This is a genomic window from Lysobacter sp. 05T417, from assembly GCF_056396405.1.
Window position 1 is genome coordinate 298,395 of the sequence record NZ_JBFTLK010000004.1, and the last position, 23,494, is coordinate 321,888.

A 23,494-nucleotide genomic window follows, 5' to 3' on the forward strand; every position below is an offset into this window, starting at 1 on the left:
ATTCGTTGCGGGGCGCGCGCCGTTACGCGCACTGGGATGGGCAACCGCCCGGCTCAGCCGGGCGGATTGACCACGACGTACTGGACGCTGGTGCCCGCGTACTGCGGCTGGTACCAGGTGCTGCCGCATTGCTGGTAGGCGACCCCGTTGATCACGCTGGTCACGCAGCTGGGCGGCACGGTGTTGACGATCGATCCCACCGCGGCGGCGGTAAGCGCCACCGCACCGGTGACGGCCGCGGCAGTGGCGATCGGGTGATCGTCCCAGCCGCCATTCCAGCCGTTGTCGACATCGATGTTGACGTCGTTGTGGATGTTGGTATTGCGGTTGACGTTGGTATTGCGATTGACGTTGGTGTTGCGGTTGACGTTCGCGTTGTTGTTGCGGTTGACGTTGGCGTTGCCGCCGCGATTCACGTTGGCCGCGTGACCGCCGCCGCCGCCGGCCCGGGCACCTGATGCGTGGTTGACGCTGGTACGCGCGCCGCCACGGGCGTCGGCGTCGAAGCTGACCGCCATCAAGGCGGTGGTGCCGGCCAACATGCCAATGCCAAGGCCGAGCGCGGTGACGTTGTGACGAGTGCTCATGGCGACTTCTCCTCGACGGCGACCACGTCCACCGCGACCATCTCGATGCGATGCGAGTCCTTGGGCGGAGTGAACGTGAAGGCGCTGTCCTTCAGTCCGGCAGCGGTGTTCCAGGTCAGCGTGCTCGCGTACTGCGGCTGCGCCGGATCATCGGTGGTGGTGATGACCAGGCGACGCGGCAGCGGCTTGGGACCGGATTCGATCCAGACCTGCCAGTCGACGCCTTCCTGGCGGAACGCGTACTGCGACGTAACGGTTCCATTGATGCGCGCCGGGCCCACGCGCGTCGCCGCCTTCAGCGCCGACGTCGGCGCCTGGTCGGTTCCCCACAGGAACAGGTCCGCCAGCGGCATCTCGATGCCGTACTTCTGCTCGACGCTGCCCAGCATCTCGCGGATGGTCGGCGGCGCGTCGACGGTGGCGTAGTACTTCGCCTTCGGCCCGTACACCGTCAGCGACTTGCCGTCGTAGAACAGCTGGCGATTCTTGCGATCGCTGTGCAGGTCGAGCTGCAGCTTGTCGGGCGCGCGCACCTTGTAATCGAGATCGCCGGCGAACTGCAGCTTCTGCCCGTCTTCCACCACGATGTCCAGGGTGGTGTCAGCGTGGACCGTGAAGTCCTTGAGCGAGCGCAGGTATTTGCCCATTGTTTCCAGGGCGGCGACGGCTTCGGGATCGACGGCGGTGGCGGCTGGCGCGGACGCTGCTGCCTTGGCGGCTTCAGGCGGAGGCGCGGCCAGCGCCATGGGCGCGGCGAGCGCCAGGCAAAGGCCTGTGATCAACGCAGGGTGACGCATGTCGTTCTCCTCGAAGTGGACGGCCACGGCCGTCGTCTGTACGTGCCCGCGCATTGGCGCGCGCCGGCACCGGTGCGATCATGGAGCCTTCGTCACGGCTGGCGTCTTCCACTGGTCATCGAGCAGTTCCTGCTTCGGCCAGTAGTAGCGCATGAACATCACGAACGGCCCGTTGGGCGAGGGCAGCCAGTTGGCTTCCTTGTCCTTGCCGGGTGACTGCGCCTGGACGTAGATCGTCAGCCCGCCATCGCTGTCCTTCTTCAGGCCCGGCAACATCGGCGAGTTGATCAGGTAGCGGTTGATCGGATTCTTGACCAGCAGCTGCTGCGGCAGGTCATACATCGTGACCGACCAGAAGGCGTTGACCGGCGGCAGCTGCCCCGGCGCGAAGCGCAGCGTGTACTTGCCCTTGCTGCCGTCGAGCGGCTGGCCGTCGGCATCCTTCTCGAGGATCGGGTACATCGCTTCTTCGCGCGAGTTGGCGCCAATGCCGACCTGCGTGCCGGTGGCGCGCGCGACGTAGTCGTTCTTCAGGAATTCGCGGTTGCCGAAGAGCATGTCGGTCTTGCCGCCGAGCGATGCACGCTTGTCGTCGATCTGCTTCTGGCCATCGGCCACGCCCTGCTTGACCGCGGCCTGCAACTCCGGCGACAACATGCCCGGATCGAACGGCTTGCCCGGTTCGATGCCGAGGCGGGCAAATCGCTGCATCAACGCGGTCTCGCTGGAATGCGGCGGCTGGGTGAACTGCAGCAGGAACGCGAGCTGGTTGAAGAACTCCGGCGATTCCTGGTCCTTGCCCGGGGCAATGGGCATGGGCCATTGCAGTGAGGGCGCTGCCGGCGGCGCGGGCGCGCCGAGGAACGCCGACAGCGGCTGCACCTTGTAGCCGGCCTGGATCTTCTTGACGTTGGCCAGGTCGGCGACGTTGAACATCTGCGTGCGTCCGACCACGGTCACCAGCTCGGTTTCCGATCGGATCACCTTGCTGATGCCCTTCGGGTTTTCGCCCTGCCATTTCGGACCGGCGATGAGGAAGCTTCCGCCGTCGTTGCCGGTCGTACGACTGCCGATGTAGTCGAAGTTGAAGGTGTACAGGTCCATCAACTGGAAAACGAAGTAACGATCCTTCTCCATCTTCGGCACGGTGATCACCACCGGCTCGGCACGCAGGTCGAGTCCGGCAAAGGTGTAAGGCGTATCGGAGTTCGGGGTGACGAAAGCGGTATCGGCGGGCGTGAACACGCGCGCCATGTTGAGCACCGAGTTGAACGGCCCCTGGTACTGCGGACCGTCCTTGCCGATCGAGTACGCATACATCGTCTTGTACTGGTCGACCATCGGCACGCCGTAGACGTAGGCGTCGCGCGCGATCTCGCGCGCCTCGGCCGCGGTCAGCGCGCCAGGCCGGGGCGCGCTGTCCGTCGCTGTGGCGGTTGTTGGCGGACTCGTTTCCGCGTTCGTCGCATCGCGCTTGCCGCACGCTGAAAGCAGCAATGCCGCAGCAACGGCCACTGCCATTGCTGCAGTCGCCGTCATGATGTTGTGTCGTGGGGCAGTCATGGGTCGTCCTTAAACAAGCGCTGCGAATCATTGGCCTGCATCCATACTGCGGACGCAGCACCATCCCCGGTTGAGCACGCGGTACACGCTGACACCGGGCTTTCTTCGTGGCTGCCCGGTGTCGGATGATTCATTGCTGGTGCATTTCTGCCCGTGAAGCGTGAAAGAACTGTGATGGTGTTGCGCTTCAATGGCCGCGCCAAAAAAGCGCTTCGGGAAATGCGCAACTGCCATTCATGAATCACGCGATGATTGCGGCAACCGCGCGCACGTCGAGATCTTCTCGACAGCGGCGCACGTGTAAAGAGCACTCGCTGCGGAAGCCGGTGCAGTTGGATATCGGCGGTGGATCGCAGCAGGATGGCGACTGCCAGGCAGTGTCCTTGCGGGGATCAATTCGATCTCGATGCGGACAGGCGGGCGCGTGGGCGCTGAAACCCGACCCGGGTCCCGGGCCCAGAAACAAGAAACAAGAAACCCCGCGCGAGGCGGGGTTTGTTGTGGGCCGCGCCAAGGGCGTGACCGGATACCGTGTGGTGGCTATGGGTGGACTCGAACCACCGACCCCAGCATTATGAGTGCTGTGCTCTAACCGGCTGAGCTACATAGCCACGCGGTGAACCGCGAATTATTCATGCCGAGGGGGTCCGCGTCAATCGTCTTTTGACGGTCCCTGAGCCATCGGCTTTGCAAGGCCCGCCTTTGCAAAGCCCGCCTTTGCAAAGCTTGTCGTCCCGGCGTACGGCATGGCAGAGTCGGACACAGTGAATTCAGGAGTCCGCATCGTGATCGATCCGGACGGCTACCGACCCAATGTCGGCATTGTACTGATGCACCCCGACGGACGCCTGTTCTGGGCGCGCCGGGTGCATCGCGACGGCTGGCAGTTCCCCCAGGGCGGGATGAACAGCGACGAGACGCCGCTGGAGGCCATGTATCGCGAGTTGCGCGAGGAAACCGGCCTGCTCCCCGAGCACGTCGAAGTCCTCGGCGCGACCCCCGGCTGGCTGCGCTACCGGCTGCCGCAGCGGGCGATCCGCCGCCACGACCGCCTGGTCTGCATCGGCCAGAAACAGGTCTGGTTCCTGCTGCGCCTGACCGGCCAGGAGTCGGACCTGCGCCTGGACCTTACCGACAAGCCCGAATTCGACAACTGGCGCTGGGTCGATTTCTGGTACCCGATCGAGCACGTGGTGATGTTCAAGCGCGGGGTCTATGCCCGCGCCCTGAACCACCTGGCACCCGTCGCCCGCCAGATCGCCGGCGCCCAGGCGGTGCCGGCCCCCGGCCCGGAGTGCCGCTGCCAGGATCCCCGGGCGCCCGGCCGGGGCCGCCCGAGGGCGCGCTGGAGGGGCCCAGGCGGGGCTGAACCGGGGCAGGGCTCGCGTTAATGACAATCACTGCCCGAATCAATTGACAATCATTCTCATCCATGGCGAAATGGCTCCCGTAGCCACTCCGGCTGCCAGCCCGAACCAACCGCCGTGTACGTCTGCATCTGCAATGGGGTTACCGATCACGACATCCGCCAGGCCGCCGACGCGGGCTGCAGCAGCGTGACCGAACTGACCATGCGCACCGGCGCCGGCGCCAACTGCGGCAGCTGCCTGGACATGGCCGCGTCGATGCTCGACGCCGCCCGCTCGGTCCGTGAGCTGCCTTTCGCAGTGATGCAGCAAGCCGCCTGACGCGGCACCTGCGGGCCCGCGCCCGCCCCCAATCGCCACTGATTCCTGCTCGCGGTTGCAGTCGATTCGCGTTCCGTCACGTCTTGCGTGAACGGGGTAGAGTCCGCCCATTGCACGCACAAGGAGCCGGGCCATGAAGGGCGACGCCAAGGTCATCGAATACCTCAACAAGGCGCTCTACAACGAGCTGACCGCGATCAACCAGTATTTCCTGCACGCCAAGATGCTGAAGAACTGGGGCCTGAAGGAACTCGCCGACCACGAGTACCACGAGTCGATCGACGAGATGAAGCACGCCGACAAGTTGTCGGAACGCATCCTCTTCCTCGACGGCCTGCCGAACTTCCAGGCTCTGGGCAAACTGCGCATCGGCGAGAACCCGCGCGAAGTGCTGTCGTGCGACCTTGCACTCGAGCTCGAGGCGCTGCCGATGCTTCGCGAGGCGATCAAGTACTGCGAGACGGTGGGCGACTATGTCAGCCGCAAACTGTTCGCCGACATCCTCGACTCCGAGGAAGAACACGTCGACTGGATCGAGACCCAGCTGTCGCTGATCGAGCGCCTGGGCGAACAGAACTACCTGCTGACCAAGATGGAGGAGTGAGCCGGGCGCGTCCCGCACTCACCTCCTGAGCAACGCCGCCGGCAACACCGGCGGCGTTCTTGTTTGCTTCGCGGTCAGGCCGCCCCGGGCCGCGGTGCGCGCCGGAACAGCGTCCGCCACACCCACCACAGCAGCAGCGCCAACACCACGCTGATCAGCACCACGATCGACAGCGCGATCCACGGATGAGCGAAAACCAGCGCAAGACCGCCGACCGTGGCCACGTCCTCGGTGATCGACGCGGTCCAGTTGCTTACCGGTTCGGGCGAGGTGTTTAGCAACGCGCGCGAACCGGACTTGAGCACGTGGCTCGTCAGCGCCACTCCCGCGCCCGCGGCGAGGGCGCCTGCCCCCAGATGACCGTCCGGCGACAGGGTCGCAGCGGCCAGGAAAGCGCCCGCCGGAACCCGCAGCAGCGTGTGCAGCAGGTCCCAGCCCGAATCCACTCCGGGGATCTTGTCGGCAAAGAATTCCGCGGCTGCCAGCACCCCCGACACCCCCAGCACCCACGGCGAGGCCGTCACCTGCAGGGCCTGCGGCAAGTCCAGCCAGCCGAAAAAGCCGGCCAGGCCGACGCCAAAGACGGTCAGGTAGACCCGGATGCCGGCAAGCCAGGCCAGGACTACACCAATTGCGAACAGGTGCGCATCCGTCACGGCTTTTACCTCGCTAGACTGTGGTCCGAGTATAGGGGGCAGGGGATCGATGGCGCAGGCCATCGGCACGCACGCTGATGAACAAGCCGCCACGCAGGGCGCCACCGCCGCGCTTCACCATCGTCCAGCAGCGCCCCGACCGGCGGCCGCTGATCGTCACCGTGCTCGTGCTGGCCTGGGTGGCCACGCTTACGGCGGCCTGGATCGGCGCCGAACGCCGCGCCGCGCCGCGACTGCCCGAACTGACCGCACAGCTCGACGCCACCCGCGTCGAGCTCGACCACTGGCGCGACAAGGCCGAGACGCTCGAGCAGCGCGAAGCGACGCTGGCGCGCTCGGACCAGATCAGCCGCGTCGCCAACAAGCAGGTGCAGAGCGAGCTGGCCGAGCGCGAAGAGGAAATCTCCGACCTGCGCTCCAACATCGCCTTCTATGAGCGGCTGGTCGGCGCGACCGGCCAGGCCAAGGGGCTGAGCGTGCATTCGGCGCAGTTCTCGCCCGAGGCCGGCGGCACCTGGCGCTACCAGATCGTGCTCACGCAGAACCTCAACAAGGGCGCGATCAGCCGCGGCAAGCTGCGCTTCAACGTCGAGGGCGTGCGCGACGGCAAGCTCGCCTCGATTGGCTGGGACGAATTGCACCAGCGCCAGGCCTGGCCCGCGCAGGACTACTCGTTCCGCTATTTCCAGCAGCTCGGCGGCAGCGTCATGCTGCCGGCCGGCTTCACGCCGCAGCGGGTGCGGGTGTCGCTGCAGAACGGCGACGTCGCCATCGAACAGAGTCTGGGCTGGAGCCACGGTGGCACGATCGCCAGCCTCTGACGGCACGCTTTCCTACAGCACGCTTTCCTACAGCACGCATACGTAGCAACGGCCCGCTCGCGCGGGCCAACAACCGGAAGTACTGACTGATGTTCAAGAACAAGACGGCCGTGCACGATGGCCAGGTTGATACCCTGATCGGGCCGCAGGTGGTGATCCGCGGCGACCTGCTGTTCAGCGGCGGGCTCCATGTCGAAGGCCGCATCATCGGCAAGGTGATCGCGCAGGAAGGGCAGAAGGCGACCCTGACCCTGGCCGAGCAGGGCAGCATCGAAGGCGAGGTGCGCGCGCCGGTGGTGATCCTCAACGGTCAGCTCAGCGGCGATGTCTACGCCAGCGAGCGCGTCGAACTGGCAGCCAAGGCACGCGTCCAGGGCAACGTCCACTATCAGGTGGTCGAGATGCTGGCCGGCTCGGTGCTGACCGGCCGCCTGATCCATGCCGAGGCGCATGCCGAAGCCGGCGCCCTGGCTGAAGGCCATCTGGACGCCCACGCCGCTTTGGGCTGACCGTCACAGTCAGGCGCGGTAGGCTGGTCGCTGGAGCATCCCACCAGCGGCCGGCATGACCCACCCCGAGAACCACCCCGAAAGCGCAGTTCCCGATGGCCCGGAGCCCGCCACAGCGGCAGCCCCGGCGGCGCCCGCATGGCCGGTGATGCAAGTCCAGACGCGCTGGGTCACGATTGCCGGCGTGGTTTTTGCCCTGGCCCTGGCGGTGGGCGGCTGGGGCCTGTGGCAGGTCCTCGCGCCCGCCCCGGACGATCCGCGCGCCCAGCTCGACGAAAGCCAGCGCACCAGCCGCGGCCAGAAGACGCAGATCGACCAGTTGCAGCAACGCGTCTCGACCCTGACCCGCTCCGACCAGATCAGCCGCGAGGCCAACCGCGACCTGCAGAGCACCCTGGCCGAGCGCGACGAGGAGGTCGCCGCGTTGCGCGCCGACGTGGCCTTCTACGAACGCCTGGTCGGCAGCACCGCCCAGCGCCGTGGCCTGGCCGTGCATGCGCTGCGGCTGCAGCCGCAGAACGACACCGCCTGGCACTTCACCACCACCCTGACCCAGAACCTCAACCGCGGCGCGGTCAGCACCGGCGAACTGAGCCTGACCATCGAGGGCACGCGCGCCGGCAAGCTGCAGAAACTGGTCTGGGCCGACCTGCGCCAGCAGCCGGGCGCAACCGGCGTGCCCTATTCGTTCAAGTACTTCCAGCAGGTCGAGGGCGACGTGTTCCTGCCCGCCGACTTCACCCCAGTGCGGGTGAGCGTGCGCCTGGTGCCCAGATCCGGGGCCGCGATCGAGCAGTCCTTCACCTGGGCCGATGCGATCCGCGACGTCGCCCCGGCAACGGCGGGCGAGCCGGGCTGACAGCCGTCGCGGAGGCCGCCAGGCGGCCCTCGCGCGTCGAGCGTCGCCCGTTGCGGCAGGGCGCTGGCGGCATCAAGGCTTGAACACCGTCGCGCGGCCCCCCATCCTGATCGGATGGAAACGCTCATCCCCACGCTCGCGACGCCGGACTACCAGTCGCTCGATCGCCCCCTGCAGTTCACCTCCGCAGCCGCCAGCAAGGTCCGCGAACTGATCGCCGAGGAGGGCAACGCCGGCCTCAAGCTGCGCGTCTACATCCAGGGCGGCGGTTGTTCGGGATTCCAGTACGGGTTCGAGTTCGACGACCAGCAGGGCGAAGATGACCTCGCCGTGCACACCGACGGCGTCACCCTGCTGGTCGATCCACTGAGCCTGCAGTACCTGATGGGCGCGCAGGTCGACTACACCGAAAGCCTGCACGGCGCACAGTTCGTCATCCGCAATCCGAATGCGAAGACGACCTGCGGCTGCGGCTCTTCGTTCGCGGTGTGAGTATCGAACCGGCTCCCTTCGCGTTCGTGGAGGCGGGCGTCGATGCCGCCTGCCGCGCCGCGCTCGACCGCGCCGATCGCCTGCGCGACGACCCTGATGCGCTCAACGCGTTGTGGGCGCGTGGCCATGTCGTGCTGCTCGATGAGCACGGCCACGCCTATGCCGACGATGCCGGCCAGCTGCTGGCCCCGCACGGCGAGCAGATCAGCGAAGGACCCGGGGGAATAGGCGCTGCCGTCTTCCTTGGACTGGACGCGCGGCAGCGCGCATGGTTCGCGCTGGAAGGTGCGTTGACTGCATTCTTCGCGCCGCGCCGGGTCGACCTGCGCAGTGCCGCGTCGTTGTGGCCGCGATTCGATGCCAGCGTGTTCGCGCAGGCGCGCGCGCTGCAGCACTGGCGCAGCCGCCACCGTCATTGCGGCGTCTGCGGCGGCGAAGTCGCGTTGTCTCGCGCGGGCTGGCAGGGGCGCTGCAGCCAATGCGGCGCCGAACATTACCCGCGCACCGACCCGGCCGTGATCGTGGCCGTCAGCGACGGCGCCCGCCTGCTGCTGGGGCGCCAGAAGTCCTGGCCGGCGCGGCGCTATTCGGTGATTGCCGGGTTCGTCGAACCGGGCGAATCGCTCGAGCAGACCGTGGCGCGCGAAGTGCTGGAGGAAACCGGCGTACGCGTGCGGCGCTGCCGCTATCTCGCCTCGCAGCCGTGGCCGTTTCCCGGCGCGCTGATGCTCGGCTTCAGTGCCGACGCCGAACCCGACGAGCCGCAGGTCGGCGACGAACTCGAGGAAGCGCGCTGGTTCACCCGCGAGGACGTGCTTGCGGCGCGCGCCCGTGGCGAGTGGGGCGGAGCCCAGGACGACGGCCAGGGCGCGGTGCTGTCGCCGGGCATTTCGATCTCGCGATGGCTGATCGAGCAGTGGTTGCAGGCTGGAGAGCCCACCTCGGCGCGTTGACCCCATGGTCGCGCGCGCCAGCTAGAATCGACCCGCGGGCGCATGGGCGCCTGCCCGGAGAGTCTGCTCAATGTCCGCAACCCTGATCGCCGTCGTCGTCGCGCTAGTGCTGGGCCATCTGGCGCAGTCGCTGGCCGCGTCGGTGCGCGACTACAGCTGGTATCGCAACTGGTTGCGGTGGCTGGGCGGGCGCCTGTCGGCGAATGAATTCTGGCGCGGTCGCTGGGGCATCCTCATCGCCCTGGTGCCGCCGTTGCTCGCGATCGGCCTGTTCCAGCTCGCCCTGCTGGAGCCGCTGTGGGGCCTGGCCGGCGTCGCCTTCTCCATCGCAGTCCTGTTCTACGCCTGGGGACCCCGCGACCTCGACCTCGACGTCGAGGCCATCGCCGCTGCCGGCGACACGACGTCGCGGCGCACGGCCGCCGCCCGCTTGTGGCCGGAAGGCGAAATGCCGGCGACGCTGGACGGCGCCTCGCTGATCGAGGCGGTCTTCCGCAACGCGCAGCAACGCTGGTTCGGCGTTCTGTTCTGGTTCCTCGTGCTCGGGCCGCTTGGCGCGCTGCTGTACCGGTTCACGGTACTGGCCGCGCAAGGCGAGGCGGCGAGCGAATTGCCCGGCGAGACGCGACTGGGTGCGCGCAAACTGCTGGCCCTGCTCGATTGGCCGGTGGCGCAGTTGCTGACCTTGTCGCTGGCGCTGGTTGGCAACTTCGACACCGTCCTGGGCGCCTGGCGCGAGGCAGGCGGTGCGTCCTTCGATCTCGACCGGCCGTTCCTTGGCGCCGTCGCGCGCGCCAGCGTGAAGTGCGAACTGGCCGATGAAGCCGCCGACTACGCCGGTTACGGCGACGACGTCGGCAGCGTGGAAGCCGGCGAAGGTGGCCTGCCGGTGCCGCCGCCGATGCCGCCGGCCTGGTCGTCCGACCTGCCGGAACTGCGCGATGCGATGAGCCTGGTCTGGCGCAGCCTGCTGGTGTGGCTGGCGGTGCTGGCGCTGTTCGTGATCGCCGGCTGGGTCAGCTAGCCCGTCTTCATCCGTGCAGGTGGATGCGCTGGAGCTCCTCCATCATCTGCTGGTACTTCGCCCAGCCGCCGCTGTAGACGAAGAGCGTCGCCACGCACAGACCGACGATCAGCAGGACCGTGGTGATCCAGCACCACACCTTGGCGCTGCGCGATGCCTCGATGGCCCCGGTGTCGTCGCCGGCGCCGAACCTGCGCCTGGCCAGCGCCGCATACACGATCGCGACGACGCCCGAGACCATGCCGAGGATGCAGAACAGGAACACCGACGCGACCGTGACCGCGATGGCCCACAGCAGGTGCGTGGACAACGAGGGCTGCGACTGTGGCGTTGCCGATGGCGGCAGGCTCATGGTCGGTCCCTCGCAGGTGGTCCCGACCGATCCTAGGCAGTGGCCTGTCGCGGCCGTGTGGTGATGCGCGGACCGGTCAGGCGGCGTCGCCGCGCAGCTCCCGGACCCGCGCTTCCAGCATCGGCGCGTCGGCGACCGAGCCGTCGATGGGCGCCTGCGCGATCACCTCGACCGTCGCGCGCAGACGCCGCGGCACCCGCATCCGGCCCAGGCGGCCATCGCGGCGGCTCCACATGCTGGTCCACATGTTGCGCAGGGCCATCGGCACCACCGGCACCGGGCGCTGTTCGAGGATCCGCTCGACGCCGGACTTGAAGGGCGCGATCGCGCCGTCCTTGCTCAGTCCGCCTTCCGGGAAGATGCAGACCAGCTCGCCTTCGGCCAGGGCCGCGTCGATTTCGTCGAATGCGCGCTGCATCAGCACCGGGTCCTCCTTGGCGCCGGCGATCGGGATCGCCTTGGCGTTACGGAAGATCCAGCTCATGACCGGGATGTTGAAGATCCGGTAGTACATGACGAAGCGCACCGGTCGCGGGATGCTGGCGGCCAGGATCAGCGCGTCCATGTAGCTGACGTGGTTGCACACGATCAGCGCCGCGCCTTCGTCGGGCACGTGCTTCTCCACGCCGTGCACCTTCAAGCGGTACAGGCTGCGCACCAGCACCCAGCTGAGGAAGCGCATCAGGAACTCGGGCACGATCGTGAAGATGTAGATGGCGACCACGATGTTCGCGATCGCCAGTGCCAGGAACACCTGCGGGATCGACCAGCCCAGGAAGCGCTGCACGGCGATGGCCAGCACGGCGGCGAGCACGATGAAGCCGGCATTCTGGATATTCATGCCGGCGATCACGCGCGAGACCTCGCTGCGCGGCGTGCGGCTCTGGATCAGGGCGAACAGCGGCACCACGAAGAAGCCGGTGAACATGCCGATGCCGACCAGGTCGATGACGATGCGCCAGCTGCCCGGCTGCGCCATGAACCCGGCGACCGTGCCTACCTGCGCCGGCGCGGCGCCGCTGCGGGCGAAGTACAGATCGACCATGAAGGCACTGATGCCGAACGCGCCCAGCGGCACCAGGCCGATCTCGACGGTGCGCGCCGACAGCTTCTCGCACAGGATCGAGCCGACGCCGGTGCCGATCGAGAACAGCGCCAGCACGAACAGGTAGAGCGTGCCGCTGCCACCCAGGTTGACCTCGGCGTAGGTCGGCAACTGCGACGTCAGCACCGTGCCGATGAACCAGAACCAGGACACGCCCAGGATGGCGTTGCGCACCGCCGGCTGCTTCCTGGACAGGCGCAGGATTTCGATCGACTCGGGGATCGGGTTCCAGTTGATCTTCAGGTCCGGTGCGCCCGGTTCGGCGCGGGGGATCGCGCGGCTGACCAGGTTGCCGGCGACGGCCAGGGCGATGATCGAGACGGCCGCGACGATAGGGCCGTGCGCGCCGGCGACGGCGAAGATCAGGCCGCCGAAGATCATGCCGGCGAGGATCGAGATCGACGTGCCCATCTCGACCAGGCCGTTGCCGCCGGTGAGTTCCTCGGGCTTGAGCACCGATGGCAGGATCGAGTATTTCACCGGCCCGAACAGCGTCGACTGCAGGCCGGTGCAGAACAGCGCGACCAGCAGCACGATCATGTTCTGGGTCAGGAAGCCGACCGCGGCCAGCGACATGATCGCGATTTCCATCGACGTGGTGATGCGGATCAGCCGCGCCTTCTCGAGCTTCTCGGCGATCTGCCCGGCGGTGGCCGAGAACAGGAAGTAGGGCAGGATGAACAACGCCGGCGCGAGGTTGGTGTAGAGCGTGCGCTGCTCGGGACTGACGCCCAGGTAGAACAGCAGGCCAATGACGGCCTGGCGGTAGACGTTGTCGTTGAAGGCACCGAATGCCTGGGTGGCGAAGAACGGCAGGAAGCGGCGCTGCCGCAGAAGTTCGAACTGGTTGTGCGCCATGCGCTGGGGTGGTCCGTTCTCGGTTCGGGCGAGACTAGCAAACGCGCGTGCCAGGCGTCAGCGCGAGTGCTGGCGGACCGGCCGGAGAGTTGCCCGTTCGTCCTGAGCGTAGGCCGCAGGCCGAAGTCGAAGGATCAGGCGTGTCCGCTGAGGTGGGTCCTTCGACTTCGCGGCTGCGCCGCTACGCTCAGGACGAACGGGTGATGGGGCGACGGCGTGAAGACCACGCATACGCGCCCATTCCGCTCCCAGCCAGCTTCCCCCGCCTACCCTGCGGCGGACACCCTTGCAGAAGGAGGCGTCATGACCGCGGACACCAAGACCCCGCTCGAGCACGTCAACGACACCGTGCTGCAGCTCAAGGAGATGCGCCATTACTCGAAGAACAACGTCGAGCTGCTGACCACGCAATGGCTGCTGTTCGACGGCGAGCTGTCCAAGCTCAAGAAGGCGCAGGCGATCGAAGACCTGATGTCGCGCCAGGCCGAATTCCACGATGCGCTGGAAACGGCGATCACCGACCTGGAAGAGGTCGCGGTGAGCCTGCAGCCGCCGCCGGAAGAGGCGGCGGGCTGAGCGCGCTTGAGTAAGTGAGTAAGCGCGCCTCAGGCCGGCTCGAGGTCGGCGGTCTCGCGCTCGATCGCGCGCCAGCCGATGTCGTGGCGATGGAACTCGCCGTGCCAGGAGATGCCGGCGATCTCGGCATAGGCGCGGCGCTGTGCATCGAGCACGGTGTCGCCGAGCGCGCATACGCACAGCACCCGGCCACCGGAGGTGACCACATGGTCGCCTTCGATCCGGGTGCCGGCGTGGAAGACCTTGGTGTCGTCGAGGTCGGGGGCATCCCAGGCGCCGATCACGTCGCCCAGTCGAGGCGTGCCCGGGTAGCCTTCGGCCGCCATCACCACGCCCAGCGACGGGCGCGGATCCCACTTCGCCGTGACTTCATGCAGGCGCTCGTCGATCGACGCCTCCACCAGGTCGAGCAGATCCGACTCCAGGCGCAGCATGATCGGCTGCGTCTCCGGGTCGCCGAAGCGGACGTTGAACTCGATCACCTTCGGCGCGCCCGACGCGTCGATCATCAGGCCGGCGTAGAGGAAACCGGTGAACGGCACGCCGTCGGCGGCCATGCCGCGCACGGTCGGCTCGACCACTTCGCGCATGATGCGCGCGTGCACCTCGGGGGTGACGACAGGCGCCGGTGAATACGCGCCCATGCCACCGGTATTGGGGCCGGTGTCGCGGTCGCCGACGCGCTTGTGGTCCTGGCTGGTCGCCATCGGCAATGCGGTGGTTCCGTCAACCATCGAGATGAAGCTGGCTTCCTCGCCGTCGAGGAACTCCTCGATCACCACGCGCGCGCCGGCCGCGCCGAAGGCGTAATCGGAGAGCATGTCGGTGATCGCCGCCTCGGCCTCGGCCAGGGTCATCGCCACGATCACGCCTTTGCCGGCGGCGAGGCCGTCGGCCTTGATGACGATGGGTGCGCCTTTCTCCTGGATGTAGTCGAGCGCGGCATCGGCTTCGGTGAACACCGCGTAGTGCGCGGTCGGGATGCCGTGGCGGGCGAGGAAGTGCTTGGCGTACGCCTTGCTGCCTTCCAGTTGCGCGGCTTTCGCGCTCGGCCCGAAGATGCGCTTGCCGGCGGTGCGGAAGCGGTCGACCACGCCGGCGACCAGCGGGCCCTCGGGGCCGACGATGGTCACGGCCACGCCTTCGCTTTCGACCAGGGCAAGCAGGCCATCGATGTCGTTGACGCCGACATCGACATTGCGGCACTTAAGCTCGGCCGCGGTACCGGCGTTGCCGGGCGCGACCAGCACTTCATCGATGCGCGGCGACTGCGCCAGTTTCCACGCCAGCGCGTGCTCGCGACCACCGGAACCGATTACGAGGACTTTCATGCGTGCTCCTGGTGTGCGTGCCACGGCGTGGGACTTGGAATTTTACGGGACGCGCCGCAAAGCCGCGACCGCCCCGTGGGCCGGTCCAGCGCCGGCAAGCTGCTAGGATCACCGCCCTGCTTGCCTGCGGAACGCTGCCCATGGATCTGGTCCTGCAATGGATTGAAACGTTGTTGTCGCCGGTGATCGGCCTGATCAACACGGTTTTGTGGGATTACGTGCTGGTCTATGGCCTGCTCGCCGTCGGGCTGTACTTCACCGTGCGCCTGCGCTTCGTCCAGGTTCGTCGCTTTCCGCACATGCTGCACGTGATCGGTCGCGGCACCGACGGCGACAGCGCCGGCATCTCGCCGTTCCAGGCCCTGTGCACGTCGCTGGCCTCGCGGGTCGGCACCGGCAACCTCGCTGGCGTGGCGATAGCGTTAAGTGTGGGCGGTCCGGGTGCGCTGTTCTGGATGTGGTGCACGGCCGTCCTGGGCATGGCCACGGCCTACGCCGAGAGCTCGCTGGCGCAGCTGTACAAGGTTCGCGACGAGAATGGCCAGTATCGCGGCGGCCCTTCGTATTACATGGCAAAGGGCCTTAAACGGCCTTGGATGGGCGTGGCTTTCTCGCTGTGCCTGTTGCTGACCTACGGCCTGGTGTTCAGCAGCGTGCATGCCAATGCCATGGCGCAGTCGCTCAGCGATGCGTTCGGCTTCAGCCGTGCCCAGATCGCCACGGCCCTGGTGCTGCTGACGGCGGTGATCATCTTCGGCGGCCTGCGCACGATTGCGCGCTTCGCCGAGTGGGTCGTGCCGTTCATGTCGGTGGGCTATCTCTGTCTTGCCGGCTGGGTCGTGCTGACCAACCTCCCCGAGGTCCCGGCGGTGCTGTCGCTGGTCTTGCGCAGCGCGTTCGGGCTCGATGCGGCTGCTGGCGGCATCTTCGGTGCGATCGCGGTGGCGATGTTGCAGGGCGTCAAGCGTGGCCTGTATTCCAACGAGGCTGGCATGGGCAGCGCGCCAAACGTCGCCGCGGCGGCGACGCCGGTTCCGCACCATCCGTCGAGCCAGGGTTTCGTGCAGTCGCTGGGCGTATTCATCGACACGCTGCTGATCTGCAGCGCGACCGGCTTCGTGATCCTGCTGTCGGGCGTGCTGGGCCAGGGCGGCGACGGCGTGCAGATCACCCAGGCGGCGATGACCGTGTTCTTCGGCGGCTGGGGCACGTACTTCGTGGCGATCGCGCTGTTCTTCTTCGCCTTCACCACGATCATCGGCAACTACTCCTATGCCGAGATGAACCTGATCTACCTCGGTGGCGGGCGCTGGAGTTTGCTGGTGCTGCGTCTTGCGGCGCTGGCGGTGATCGTCTGGGGCGTGTTCTCGAAGGTGCAGCTGGTCTGGGACGCGGCCGATGCGGCGATGGCGCTGATGGCGTCGATCAATCTGGTGGCGATCATGATGCTGTCGGGCGTGGTCATCAAACTGACGCGCGATTACGACAGCCAGCTGCGGGCGGGCAAGTCGCCCACGTTCCATATCGCGCAGTACCCGGAGCTGGGTGATGGCGTCGATCATGAGATCTGGAAAGAGCAGGGGAAGTAGCCGCCCCCTCCGCGTCATCCCGCTGAACCGGGATCCAGGCCCGCACCGGATCGGTCCCGTCACCGTCACCGTCATCCCCGCGAAGGCGGGGATCCAGGGACGTTGCTTCTATTCGACACCCGCTACTCCGCGCTAAAGCTAGCGTGATAGGTCACTTCACCGCTGGCCTCGCGTTCGCCAAACGCCAACGCCTGGAAGTACTGCGGCGGCACATCACCAAACGTCAGGCCCGGTTCGTTGCGGAATCCGAAGCGCCGGTAATACTCCGGATCGCCCAGCACGACACAGCCGCGTGCGCCGCGGTCGGCCAGCTCGCTCAGGCCGGCACGAATGAGGGCAGTGCCCACGCCGTTGCGCTGGTCGCGCGGCGCCACGGCCACCGGACCCAGGCCATACCACCGTTCGGCACTGTCACCGACGCGCACCGGCGAGAACGCGACGTGGCCGGCGATGCGGCCGTCGATGTCGGCCACCAGCGACAGGCTCAGTGCGCCGTCGGCACGCAGGGCTTCGACGATGCGCTGTTCAGTTCGGCCCTCGCCCGTCTGGTCGGCGAAGGCTGCCGCGATCACGGCGTTGATGGCGGCCGTGTCGGCCTGGGTTTCGGTCCGGATCCACATGTCTGACGCGCCTGACGGGTCCAGCGCAGTCTGCCCGACCGGCGGTTATGGCGCGGTCAGGACGAAAATGCCCCCTGCATAGCAGGATCCCGGCGTGCGCCGGGATCCTCGTGCCCACCTGGCCGCGCCGATGGCGCGATCAGTGGCGGAAATGGCGCACGCCGGTGAAGACCATGGCGATGCCGTGCTCGTCGGCGGCGGCGATGACCTCGCCGTCGCGCATCGAACCGCCGGGCTGGATCACCGCCTTGATGCCGGCCTCGGCCGCGGCGTCGATGCCGTCGCGGAACGGGAAGAACGCGTCGCTCGCCATCACCGATCCGGGCACGACCAGGCCCGCGTCGGTTGCCTTGATGCCGGCGATGCGGGCCGAATACACGCGGCTCATCTGGCCGGCACCGACGCCGATGGTGCGGTGATCCTTCGCATAGACGATCGCGTTGGACTTGACGAACTTCGCCACGCGCCAGGCGAACAGCAGGTCGGCCATCTGCTCGGCGGTGGGCGCAAGCTTGCTGACCACCTTCAGCTCGCCTGGCGTGACCTCGCGGATGTCGCTGGTCTGCATCAGCAGGCCGGAGCCAACGCGCTTGATGTCGAAGTTGTTGCGGCCCTCGCCGTGCGGGATGCGCAGCACGCGGACATTGGCCTTCTTGCGGGCGTAGTCGAGCGCGCCTTCTTCGTAGTCCGGCGCGATCAGCACTTCGACGAACTGGCGGTCGAGGATCGCCTTGGCTGTGGCCGCGTCGAGCGTGCGGTTGAAGGCGATGATGCCGCCGAACGCGGAGGTCGGGTCGGTCGCATACGCCAGCTCGTAGGCATCGCCGCAGGCCACGCCCTCGGCGACGCCACAGGGATTGGCATGCTTGACGATCACGCACGCCGGGCGCTCGAACTGGCGCACGCATTCCCACGCGGCATCGGCGTCGGCGAGGTTGTTGAAACTCAGTTCCTTGCCCTGCAGCTGGGTGAACGTCGCCAGCGTGCCCGGCACCGGATACAGGTCGCGGTAGAACGCGCCGTGCTGGTGCGGGTTTTCGCCGTAGCGCAGGTCCATGACCTTGACGAAGTTGCTGTTCTGCTGCGCCGGAAACAGCGCGCGGCTGCCATCGGACTGCAGCGCCGACAGGTAGTCGCTGATGCAGGCGTCGTACTGGGCGACACGGTTGAACGCGGCCACCGACAGCGCGAAGCGCGTGGCTGCGGCAAGCGCGCCGTCATTGGCCTGCAGCTCGGCGACGATGCCGGCGTACTGTGCCGGGTCGGTGGCGACGGCGACACGGGCGAAGTTCTTCGCCGCCGAGCGCAGCATTGCCGGGCCGCCGATGTCGATGTTCTCGACGATGTCTTCCATCGAGCTGTCCGGATTGACCGACACCTTCTCGAACGGATACAGGTTCAGCACCAGCAGGTCGATCGCGCCGATGCCGTGCTGCGCCATCACCGCGTCATCGACGCCGGCGCGTCCGAGCAGGCCGCCATGCACCAGCGGGTGCAGGGTCTTGACCCGGCCGTCCATCATCTCGGGAAAGCCGGTCACGTCCGAGACGTCCTTGACCGCCAGTCCGGCGTCGCGGATGGCCTTGGCGGTGCCGCCGGTGGACAGCAGCTCCACGCCGTGGGCGGCGAGCGCCCGGGCAAGTTCAATCAGGCCGGTCTTGTCGGACACGGAAATCAGCGCGCGGCGGAGTTTCACCGGCGAGGCAGCGGCTTCGATGCTCATGGGGGGCTTGGGAGGCGGAAAACCCCGGAATTATACGCCGGCGTTCATTGACGCCGGGCCGGTAGTGGCCGGCGTCGCGCAGCCGGTCTGGCTGCGCGGGCCTTATGGCGCCATGCCCCGCGGGGCTTACTTCGTGGCGCCGCCAGCGACGGCCTTGGCCGGAGCAGGCGGGAAGTAGAAGTCGATCTCGTCGCGCACGGCCAGCATGGACGGGTCGTGCGGCAACTTGGCGGCCACTTCCACGGCCGTCGTCTTCAGCCATTCCAGGCCGGCCTTGCCGAGCCCGTCATCGCCCTGGGTGCCCATGGTCCACAGGTTCTGCGCGCGCGTGGCGGTGCGCTCGAAGCTGTAGGTGGTGACCGTCTTGCCGTTGAGCAGGACCTCGTAACGGATGACCAGCCGGTCGTTGGTGACGACCGGGATGATGCCCAGCGTGCTGCCCGACAGCACCGCACTGAGCAGGCCTGCGGCGGTGCCGCCGGCGGTCGGACGCACGGTGTGGGTCACGATCAGCGACAAGGGGCTGCCGGCCAGTTCCTTGTCGAGCGCCGACAGCGCCGGGTCGGCCTTGAGGACGGTGAACACCTCGTCGCCGGCAAGCGAGCTGAGGAACTTCATCGGCGGCAGCGTCGCCACCTTTTGTACGGGCACAACGGCCACCGCTACCGGCGCGGGGATCGAGGGCACTACCGAAGGTTCGGCGGCCAGCACCTGCAACGGCAGCATCAGGGCGAGGGCGAGCACCGTTTCCCGGATCATGCCTTCCCGGATCACGCTCTCTCGGATCACGCTATTTCGGATCACGCTATTTCGGATCATGGCGCGCCTCACTGGTAGCAGTTCAACTGGACGGTGTTGCCGAGCGCGGCCTTGTTGGCCACCTGCATGCTGCCTGCGCCGGGCGCCCGCATCGATTCGAACGGCACCTTCTCGCGGCGCAGGAACATCGCCACGTAACGCGCATCGAGGGCGAAGTTGACGTTCTGCGGAATCTGCCCGGTCTGGGCGAGTGAGGCGGCGTTGAGCGTGCTCACGGCCATGCCGAGCAGTTCGCCGTTGTCGGACACGATCGGGCCGCCGCTGTTGCCGGGCTGGATCGGCGCCGAGAACTGGAACATGCCCAGGGAACCGCGCAGGCCCTTGCTGGCGCTGATGTTGCCGCGGGTCACGTTGGGCGAATCGCCGAGCAGACCCTGCAGCGGATAGCCGACGCTGGTTACCGATTCGCCGAGGATGATCTCGTTGCCTTCGCGCAGGGCGATGGCGCCGGCATGGGGCTTGCCCGAGTCGAGCACGGCGACATCGAGCAGGTCGCTGTATGCCTTGGCCTTGACCGGGAACGTCTCGCCGTCCTGGTGCGCCTCGATCACCACGCAGTCGCGCGACACGTGGGCCGCGGTCAGCAGCTGGCCGCCGCCGTTGACGAAGAAGGCAGTGCCGGTGCGGACCGGTTTTTCGCGATCGACCAGCGGCGCCAGGTCGATCGCGGCGACCGAACCGGTGGCCGGCATGCGCGTCGGGTCGGGCTTGGCCCGGTACTGGATGTCGCTCATGATCTGCTGGATCGCCACCACCGAAGCACCGCTGGCGGTGGCATTGAGGTTGCCGCGCAGCGGCACGAGTTCGTCGCTGGTGCCGCTGATCAGTTTCTTGCCGTCGACGGCATAGACGTCGTACTTCACCGTCAGGCGGATCTTGCCCGCTTCACGCTTCCATTCCGGATCCATGTCGACGAGCAGTGCGTAGTGCGAATCCGCGGTCGACGGGACCACATGCAGGTTGGGGAAGTAACGCTGGCCCACCTCCGTCAGCGCATCGGAGAACGCCTTGCCGGGCTCGACCCACATGTTCGAGGCCGCCACGTACGATCTGGCGCTCAAGGCTGCAGGTGGCACGTAGACGGCGATTTCCGTGGCGTTTGCCACCACCGGGGCCGAGCGGGGCGTGGCCGAACCGGCCGGCGGCGCCGCAAGGACGGATGCAACGAGCACCAGCACGGGGATCACCCGCGCAGGTGTGGACACGACAGCTCGCATTTGGACAGCCTCCCCAGACTGTTGCGCGGCAGCGGCATGCTGCGCCGTTGCGCGACGTGATCGCTTGGATTTGTTGCACGGGTCGAAGTGCTCTGGCCGGCCTGTCTGCGGCACCCCTGCCTTGGACAGCCCGGTGGCGCGAGTCTAGCCGATCGCTGTGGGCGCTGGACAAGCCGACGCCAGGCAGGCGGTGCCGGAAGGCCGGCGCCAGGACCGGGGTACGGACGGCTGTTGAAGCCGGAGCCGTCGGCTCAGTCGAGGCCGTACTCGCGCAGCTTCTTGCGCAGCGTGGCGCGATGGATGCCGAGCATCGATGCGGCGCGGCTCTGGTTGCCGTCGCAATGCTGCAGGACTTCGATGAAGAGCGGGATCTCGAGTTCGCGCAGGGCGATCTCGTAGAGGTTCTCGGTCTCGCTGCCGTCCAGGTCGCCGAGGAAGCGGCGGATCGACGTGGCGACATGATCGCGCAACGGTACGCGCGGTGCGCTACGTGCGGAGTCGTTGCGGTCGGCGGCTGCGTTCAACTTGATCCCCAAGTGCTTCGTGCTGTTCGTGTTCGATGTTCGGTGTTGCGGGCGTCGCCGGTGTTGCGGGCGCTGCCGCCGGTCCGGGCAAGGGACGACGGGCAGGGGACGACGGGAAGCGGAGTCTAGCGCGGCCCCGTCGCAGGCGACAATGTGATGGACGGTGTCATCGGAAGTCGAAGGTGAACGCAACGATTCGCGGCGCCGGTTCGATGACCTCGAGCGTCACGGTCGTACTTTGTCCGGGCAGCAGCACGTCGCTGGCCTCCTGGCCGGGACGGTACTCGTCAGGGGTGAACGCGCGCTGTCCGGCCAGGCGGCCGTCGACATCGGACAAACCCAGTAAAAGGGTCGGCCACGGCTGCGGCCAGTGCGCGTCGTTGCGGAAGCTGGCCTCGACCGACAGCACGCCGGCACTGCCCGGTTTGGCCCGCACGTTGCGCTGGATCATGGTGAAGGCGGCCGGTTCGCGCCAGGGCGGCAGGTCACAGCCGGCAACGCGGCACAGCGCGGAAACGTACGGTCGCCAGCGCGCGTCGGCGGCAAGTTCGTGGCGCTGCGCCAGCATCAGTTGCAAGGCGAGCATCACGACCAGGCCGGCCATTGCCGCATACCAGCGCCAATGCAGGCGGGTGGACGCGTAGGCGGCATGGCGGCTGGCAAAACTCGGCGCGTCCTGGCGGCGCGGTCGCGTGCCACGGCGCGAGCGCCGCGGCGAAACGGGGCGGACGGCCGCGGCCTCGATGGCCTGTTCGAATGTCGGCGTTGCGTGCTGGTCGTGCACCGCCGCGACGTCAGTCGCTGTGTGTTCCTGCGCCGGCGCGTCGGACGGTTCAATAGCGGTGCCGTCGACTGCAGCGTCGTCGATTGCCGCGCTGTCGACTGCGTCCACCGCGACATCGTGCGGCGCCTGCACCAGGCCATCGCATCGCGGGCACCGCTGCGATGCGCGATCGCGTGCGGCGATCAGCGCAACCAGGAATCCGCAATGAGGGCACGGTACGAACATGGCGTGGGTCGAATCGAAACCAGGAAAGACGACGTGGAGTGGCGAAGTGCAACGAGCAGGGGGACGGATCGCTGGAGCAGGCGGCTGCCGGCCCCGAGCCGGGCACGTGCAGTGCCCGAGAAGGCTGCAGGCGCTGCCGCTCCACGGTAATGCGTTCCGGTCGATCCCCGGTCGTATTCAATCACGTCGACGCGGTCAGCGGCGACGCACGCCTGTGACGCGCATCCAGTCTTCGAGCCGGTCCGCCTGCAGCGACTCGAACTCGGCGGAATAGCGCGCCATGACCTCGTCCTCCTGGCCGGCGAGGATGCCGGACATGGCGATGCGGCCGCCGGGCGCGACCCGCGCCGCCAGGGTATCGGCCAGCGCGACCAGGGCCGAGGCCAGGATGTTGGCGACCACGACCGGATAGGTCGCGACCGGCTCCTGGTCGGGCATGAAGGCATGCAGGCGCTCGCCCACGCCGTTGCGTTCGGCGTTGTCGGCCGTGGCCAGCAGGGCCTGGGGGTCGTTGTCGACCCCGATGGCCTCGGCCGCCCCGAGCTTGAGCGCGGCCAAGGCGAGGATGCCCGAGCCGCAACCGAAATCCAGGACACGGTTGCCGGCCAGGGCGCCTTCGCCGGCGAGCTGGTCGAGCCATTGCAGGCACAGGGCCGTGGTCGGGTGCGTGCCCGAACCGAACGCCAGGCCCGGATCCAGTCGCACCACCGCCGCATCGTTGGCGTCGGCGCCGGCGGGCAGGTCGTGGTTCCAGGGGACGATCCAGGTCCGTGCGCCGAAGTGCAGCGGCTCGTACTGGTCCATCCAGGCCCGTTCCCAGTCCTGGTCGGCCACATCGCGGAACGTCGCACGCGACCAGTCCAGGCCCTCGTCGGCGGCGCTGAGTGCATACAGCAGCAGCTCCTGGGGCGTGCCGCCCTCGAACAGCGCCGTCAGCGTCAGCTCGTGCCACAGCGGTGTCTCGCCGACGCCGGGCTCGAAGATCGCCTGTTCGTCGGGGGCGTCGGCATGGGCGTCGGCCAGGGTGACGGCCAGCGCGCCGACGTTTTCCAGGGCGCGTTCGTAGCGGGGCTGCTGGACTTCGGAACAGGGAAGGGTGAGTTCGAGGTACGGCATGGTGGCGGGCGCGATGGCGGCGCGAGGGGAGGGGGGCGGCCATGTTGCCCCCGGCACGTGGGAATCGCCAGCCCGTTCAGTCGGACCGCACCGTATGGGGTG

25 protein-coding genes and 1 tRNA gene are annotated in these 23,494 nt (G+C 67.6%); 11 read left to right on the forward strand and 15 right to left on the reverse strand.

The genetic code is table 11. The annotated features are described in order from the left end of the window. Window positions 1-53: 53 nt before the first annotated feature. From AC1DER_RS09170 to AC1DER_RS09185, 4 genes are all read right to left on the reverse strand, one after another. Window positions 54-587, reverse strand: a complete 534-nt coding sequence (locus AC1DER_RS09170; RefSeq protein WP_477244546.1) for a hypothetical protein — start codon at window positions 585-587, stop codon at window positions 54-56. Then, the gene (locus AC1DER_RS09175; RefSeq protein WP_477244548.1) at window positions 584-1,384 is read right to left on the reverse strand and encodes a DUF2092 domain-containing protein; all 801 of its coding nucleotides are present in this window, start codon (window positions 1,382-1,384) and stop codon (window positions 584-586) included. The genes AC1DER_RS09170 and AC1DER_RS09175 overlap by 4 nt, the downstream gene beginning before the upstream one ends. 78 nt (window positions 1,385-1,462) lie before the next feature. Continuing rightward, entirely contained in the window at window positions 1,463-2,947 is a 1,485-nt protein-coding gene (locus AC1DER_RS09180; RefSeq protein ID WP_477244550.1) for a DUF1254 domain-containing protein, read from the reverse strand. A gap of 534 nt (window positions 2,948-3,481) precedes the next feature. Further along, window positions 3,482-3,558, reverse strand: a tRNA-Met gene (locus AC1DER_RS09185). Window positions 3,559-3,732: 174 nt separating this feature from the next. Between AC1DER_RS09185 and AC1DER_RS09190 the strand changes: the two genes are divergently transcribed. The 3 genes from AC1DER_RS09190 to bfr all read left to right on the forward strand — a co-directional run bounded on the left by AC1DER_RS09190 (window position 3,733) and on the right by bfr (window position 5,239). Further along, window positions 3,733-4,338, forward strand: a complete 606-nt coding sequence (locus tag AC1DER_RS09190) for an RNA pyrophosphohydrolase (protein ID WP_477357890.1) — start codon at window positions 3,733-3,735, stop codon at window positions 4,336-4,338. Between the two features lie 93 nt (window positions 4,339-4,431). After that, window positions 4,432-4,635, forward strand: coding sequence for a (2Fe-2S)-binding protein (locus AC1DER_RS09195; RefSeq protein ID WP_241920572.1), 204 nt, complete (start codon window positions 4,432-4,434; stop codon window positions 4,633-4,635). Window positions 4,636-4,768: 133 nt separating this feature from the next. Next, a complete protein-coding gene (gene bfr / locus AC1DER_RS09200) occupies window positions 4,769-5,239 on the forward strand; it encodes a bacterioferritin (protein WP_441816594.1) in 471 nt (156 codons plus the stop codon). A 74-nt stretch (window positions 5,240-5,313) separates the two neighbouring features. On the opposite strand, the gene AC1DER_RS09205 is transcribed toward bfr, so the two are convergent. After that, entirely contained in the window at window positions 5,314-5,895 is a 582-nt protein-coding gene (locus AC1DER_RS09205) for a DUF4126 domain-containing protein (RefSeq protein ID WP_477247579.1), read from the reverse strand. 77 nt (window positions 5,896-5,972) lie between these two features. Between AC1DER_RS09205 and AC1DER_RS09210 the strand changes: the two genes are divergently transcribed. From AC1DER_RS09210 to AC1DER_RS09235, 6 genes are all read left to right on the forward strand, one after another. Beyond that, window positions 5,973-6,716, forward strand: coding sequence for a DUF6776 family protein (locus AC1DER_RS09210; protein WP_441816596.1), 744 nt, complete (start codon window positions 5,973-5,975; stop codon window positions 6,714-6,716). Between the two features lie 89 nt (window positions 6,717-6,805). Then, window positions 6,806-7,225: a bactofilin family protein gene (locus AC1DER_RS09215; protein ID WP_477247581.1), complete on the forward strand. Its 420-nt coding sequence runs from the start codon at window positions 6,806-6,808 to the stop codon at window positions 7,223-7,225. A gap of 148 nt (window positions 7,226-7,373) precedes the next feature. After that, on the forward strand, window positions 7,374-8,084 hold the full coding sequence (locus AC1DER_RS09220) for a DUF6776 family protein (RefSeq protein ID WP_477247583.1): 711 nt from the start codon (window positions 7,374-7,376) through the stop codon (window positions 8,082-8,084). Window positions 8,085-8,198: 114 nt separating this feature from the next. Next, window positions 8,199-8,576, forward strand: a complete 378-nt coding sequence (gene erpA / locus AC1DER_RS09225; protein ID WP_477247585.1) for an iron-sulfur cluster insertion protein ErpA — start codon at window positions 8,199-8,201, stop codon at window positions 8,574-8,576. Window positions 8,577-8,578: 2 nt separating this feature from the next. Then, window positions 8,579-9,529 carry an NAD(+) diphosphatase gene (nudC, locus tag AC1DER_RS09230; RefSeq protein WP_477247627.1) on the forward strand — a complete coding sequence of 317 codons (951 nt, stop codon included), beginning with the start codon at window positions 8,579-8,581 and terminating at the stop codon, window positions 9,527-9,529. A gap of 70 nt (window positions 9,530-9,599) precedes the next feature. Further along, entirely contained in the window at window positions 9,600-10,553 is a 954-nt protein-coding gene (locus AC1DER_RS09235) for a hypothetical protein (RefSeq protein WP_477247587.1), read from the forward strand. Window positions 10,554-10,560: 7 nt separating this feature from the next. Here the strand turns inward: AC1DER_RS09235 and AC1DER_RS09240 are convergent, their stop codons facing one another. Beyond that, window positions 10,561-10,905 carry a CD225/dispanin family protein gene (locus AC1DER_RS09240; protein WP_477247589.1) on the reverse strand — a complete coding sequence of 115 codons (345 nt, stop codon included), beginning with the start codon at window positions 10,903-10,905 and terminating at the stop codon, window positions 10,561-10,563. A gap of 76 nt (window positions 10,906-10,981) precedes the next feature. Continuing rightward, window positions 10,982-12,868 (reverse strand): MFS transporter, encoded by a 1,887-nt coding sequence (locus tag AC1DER_RS09245; RefSeq protein WP_477247591.1) that lies wholly within the window; start codon window positions 12,866-12,868, stop codon window positions 10,982-10,984. Between the two features lie 303 nt (window positions 12,869-13,171). Here AC1DER_RS09245 and AC1DER_RS09250 point away from each other — a divergent pair, with 303 nt between their 5' ends. Continuing rightward, entirely contained in the window at window positions 13,172-13,444 is a 273-nt protein-coding gene (locus AC1DER_RS09250) for a hypothetical protein (protein WP_441816602.1), read from the forward strand. Window positions 13,445-13,473: 29 nt separating this feature from the next. Here the strand turns inward: AC1DER_RS09250 and purD are convergent, their stop codons facing one another. Beyond that, window positions 13,474-14,775, reverse strand: coding sequence for a phosphoribosylamine--glycine ligase (gene purD / locus AC1DER_RS09255; protein ID WP_477247593.1), 1,302 nt, complete (start codon window positions 14,773-14,775; stop codon window positions 13,474-13,476). Window positions 14,776-14,915: 140 nt separating this feature from the next. Here purD and AC1DER_RS09260 point away from each other — a divergent pair, with 140 nt between their 5' ends. Next, window positions 14,916-16,364: an alanine/glycine:cation symporter family protein gene (locus AC1DER_RS09260; protein WP_477247595.1), complete on the forward strand. Its 1,449-nt coding sequence runs from the start codon at window positions 14,916-14,918 to the stop codon at window positions 16,362-16,364. A 122-nt stretch (window positions 16,365-16,486) separates the two neighbouring features. Here the strand turns inward: AC1DER_RS09260 and AC1DER_RS09265 are convergent, their stop codons facing one another. The 7 genes from AC1DER_RS09265 to prmA form a co-directional block, all read right to left on the reverse strand. Next, a complete protein-coding gene (locus tag AC1DER_RS09265) occupies window positions 16,487-16,984 on the reverse strand; it encodes a GNAT family N-acetyltransferase (RefSeq protein WP_477247597.1) in 498 nt (165 codons plus the stop codon). 139 nt (window positions 16,985-17,123) lie between these two features. Further along, window positions 17,124-18,707 (reverse strand): bifunctional phosphoribosylaminoimidazolecarboxamide formyltransferase/IMP cyclohydrolase, encoded by a 1,584-nt coding sequence (purH, locus tag AC1DER_RS09270; protein WP_477247599.1) that lies wholly within the window; start codon window positions 18,705-18,707, stop codon window positions 17,124-17,126. 126 nt (window positions 18,708-18,833) lie between these two features. Then, a complete protein-coding gene (locus tag AC1DER_RS09275; RefSeq protein ID WP_477247601.1) occupies window positions 18,834-19,526 on the reverse strand; it encodes a hypothetical protein in 693 nt (230 codons plus the stop codon). An 8-nt stretch (window positions 19,527-19,534) separates the two neighbouring features. Then, window positions 19,535-20,743 carry a S1 family peptidase gene (locus tag AC1DER_RS09280; protein WP_477247603.1) on the reverse strand — a complete coding sequence of 403 codons (1,209 nt, stop codon included), beginning with the start codon at window positions 20,741-20,743 and terminating at the stop codon, window positions 19,535-19,537. Window positions 20,744-20,994: 251 nt separating this feature from the next. Further along, window positions 20,995-21,267 (reverse strand): DNA-binding transcriptional regulator Fis, encoded by a 273-nt coding sequence (fis, locus tag AC1DER_RS09285; RefSeq protein WP_441816608.1) that lies wholly within the window; start codon window positions 21,265-21,267, stop codon window positions 20,995-20,997. A 166-nt stretch (window positions 21,268-21,433) separates the two neighbouring features. Beyond that, on the reverse strand, window positions 21,434-22,276 hold the full coding sequence (locus AC1DER_RS09290) for a DUF3426 domain-containing protein (protein WP_441816609.1): 843 nt from the start codon (window positions 22,274-22,276) through the stop codon (window positions 21,434-21,436). A gap of 195 nt (window positions 22,277-22,471) precedes the next feature. Then, on the reverse strand, window positions 22,472-23,392 hold the full coding sequence (gene prmA, locus AC1DER_RS09295; RefSeq protein ID WP_477247605.1) for a 50S ribosomal protein L11 methyltransferase: 921 nt from the start codon (window positions 23,390-23,392) through the stop codon (window positions 22,472-22,474). Window positions 23,393-23,494: the final 102 nt, after the last annotated feature.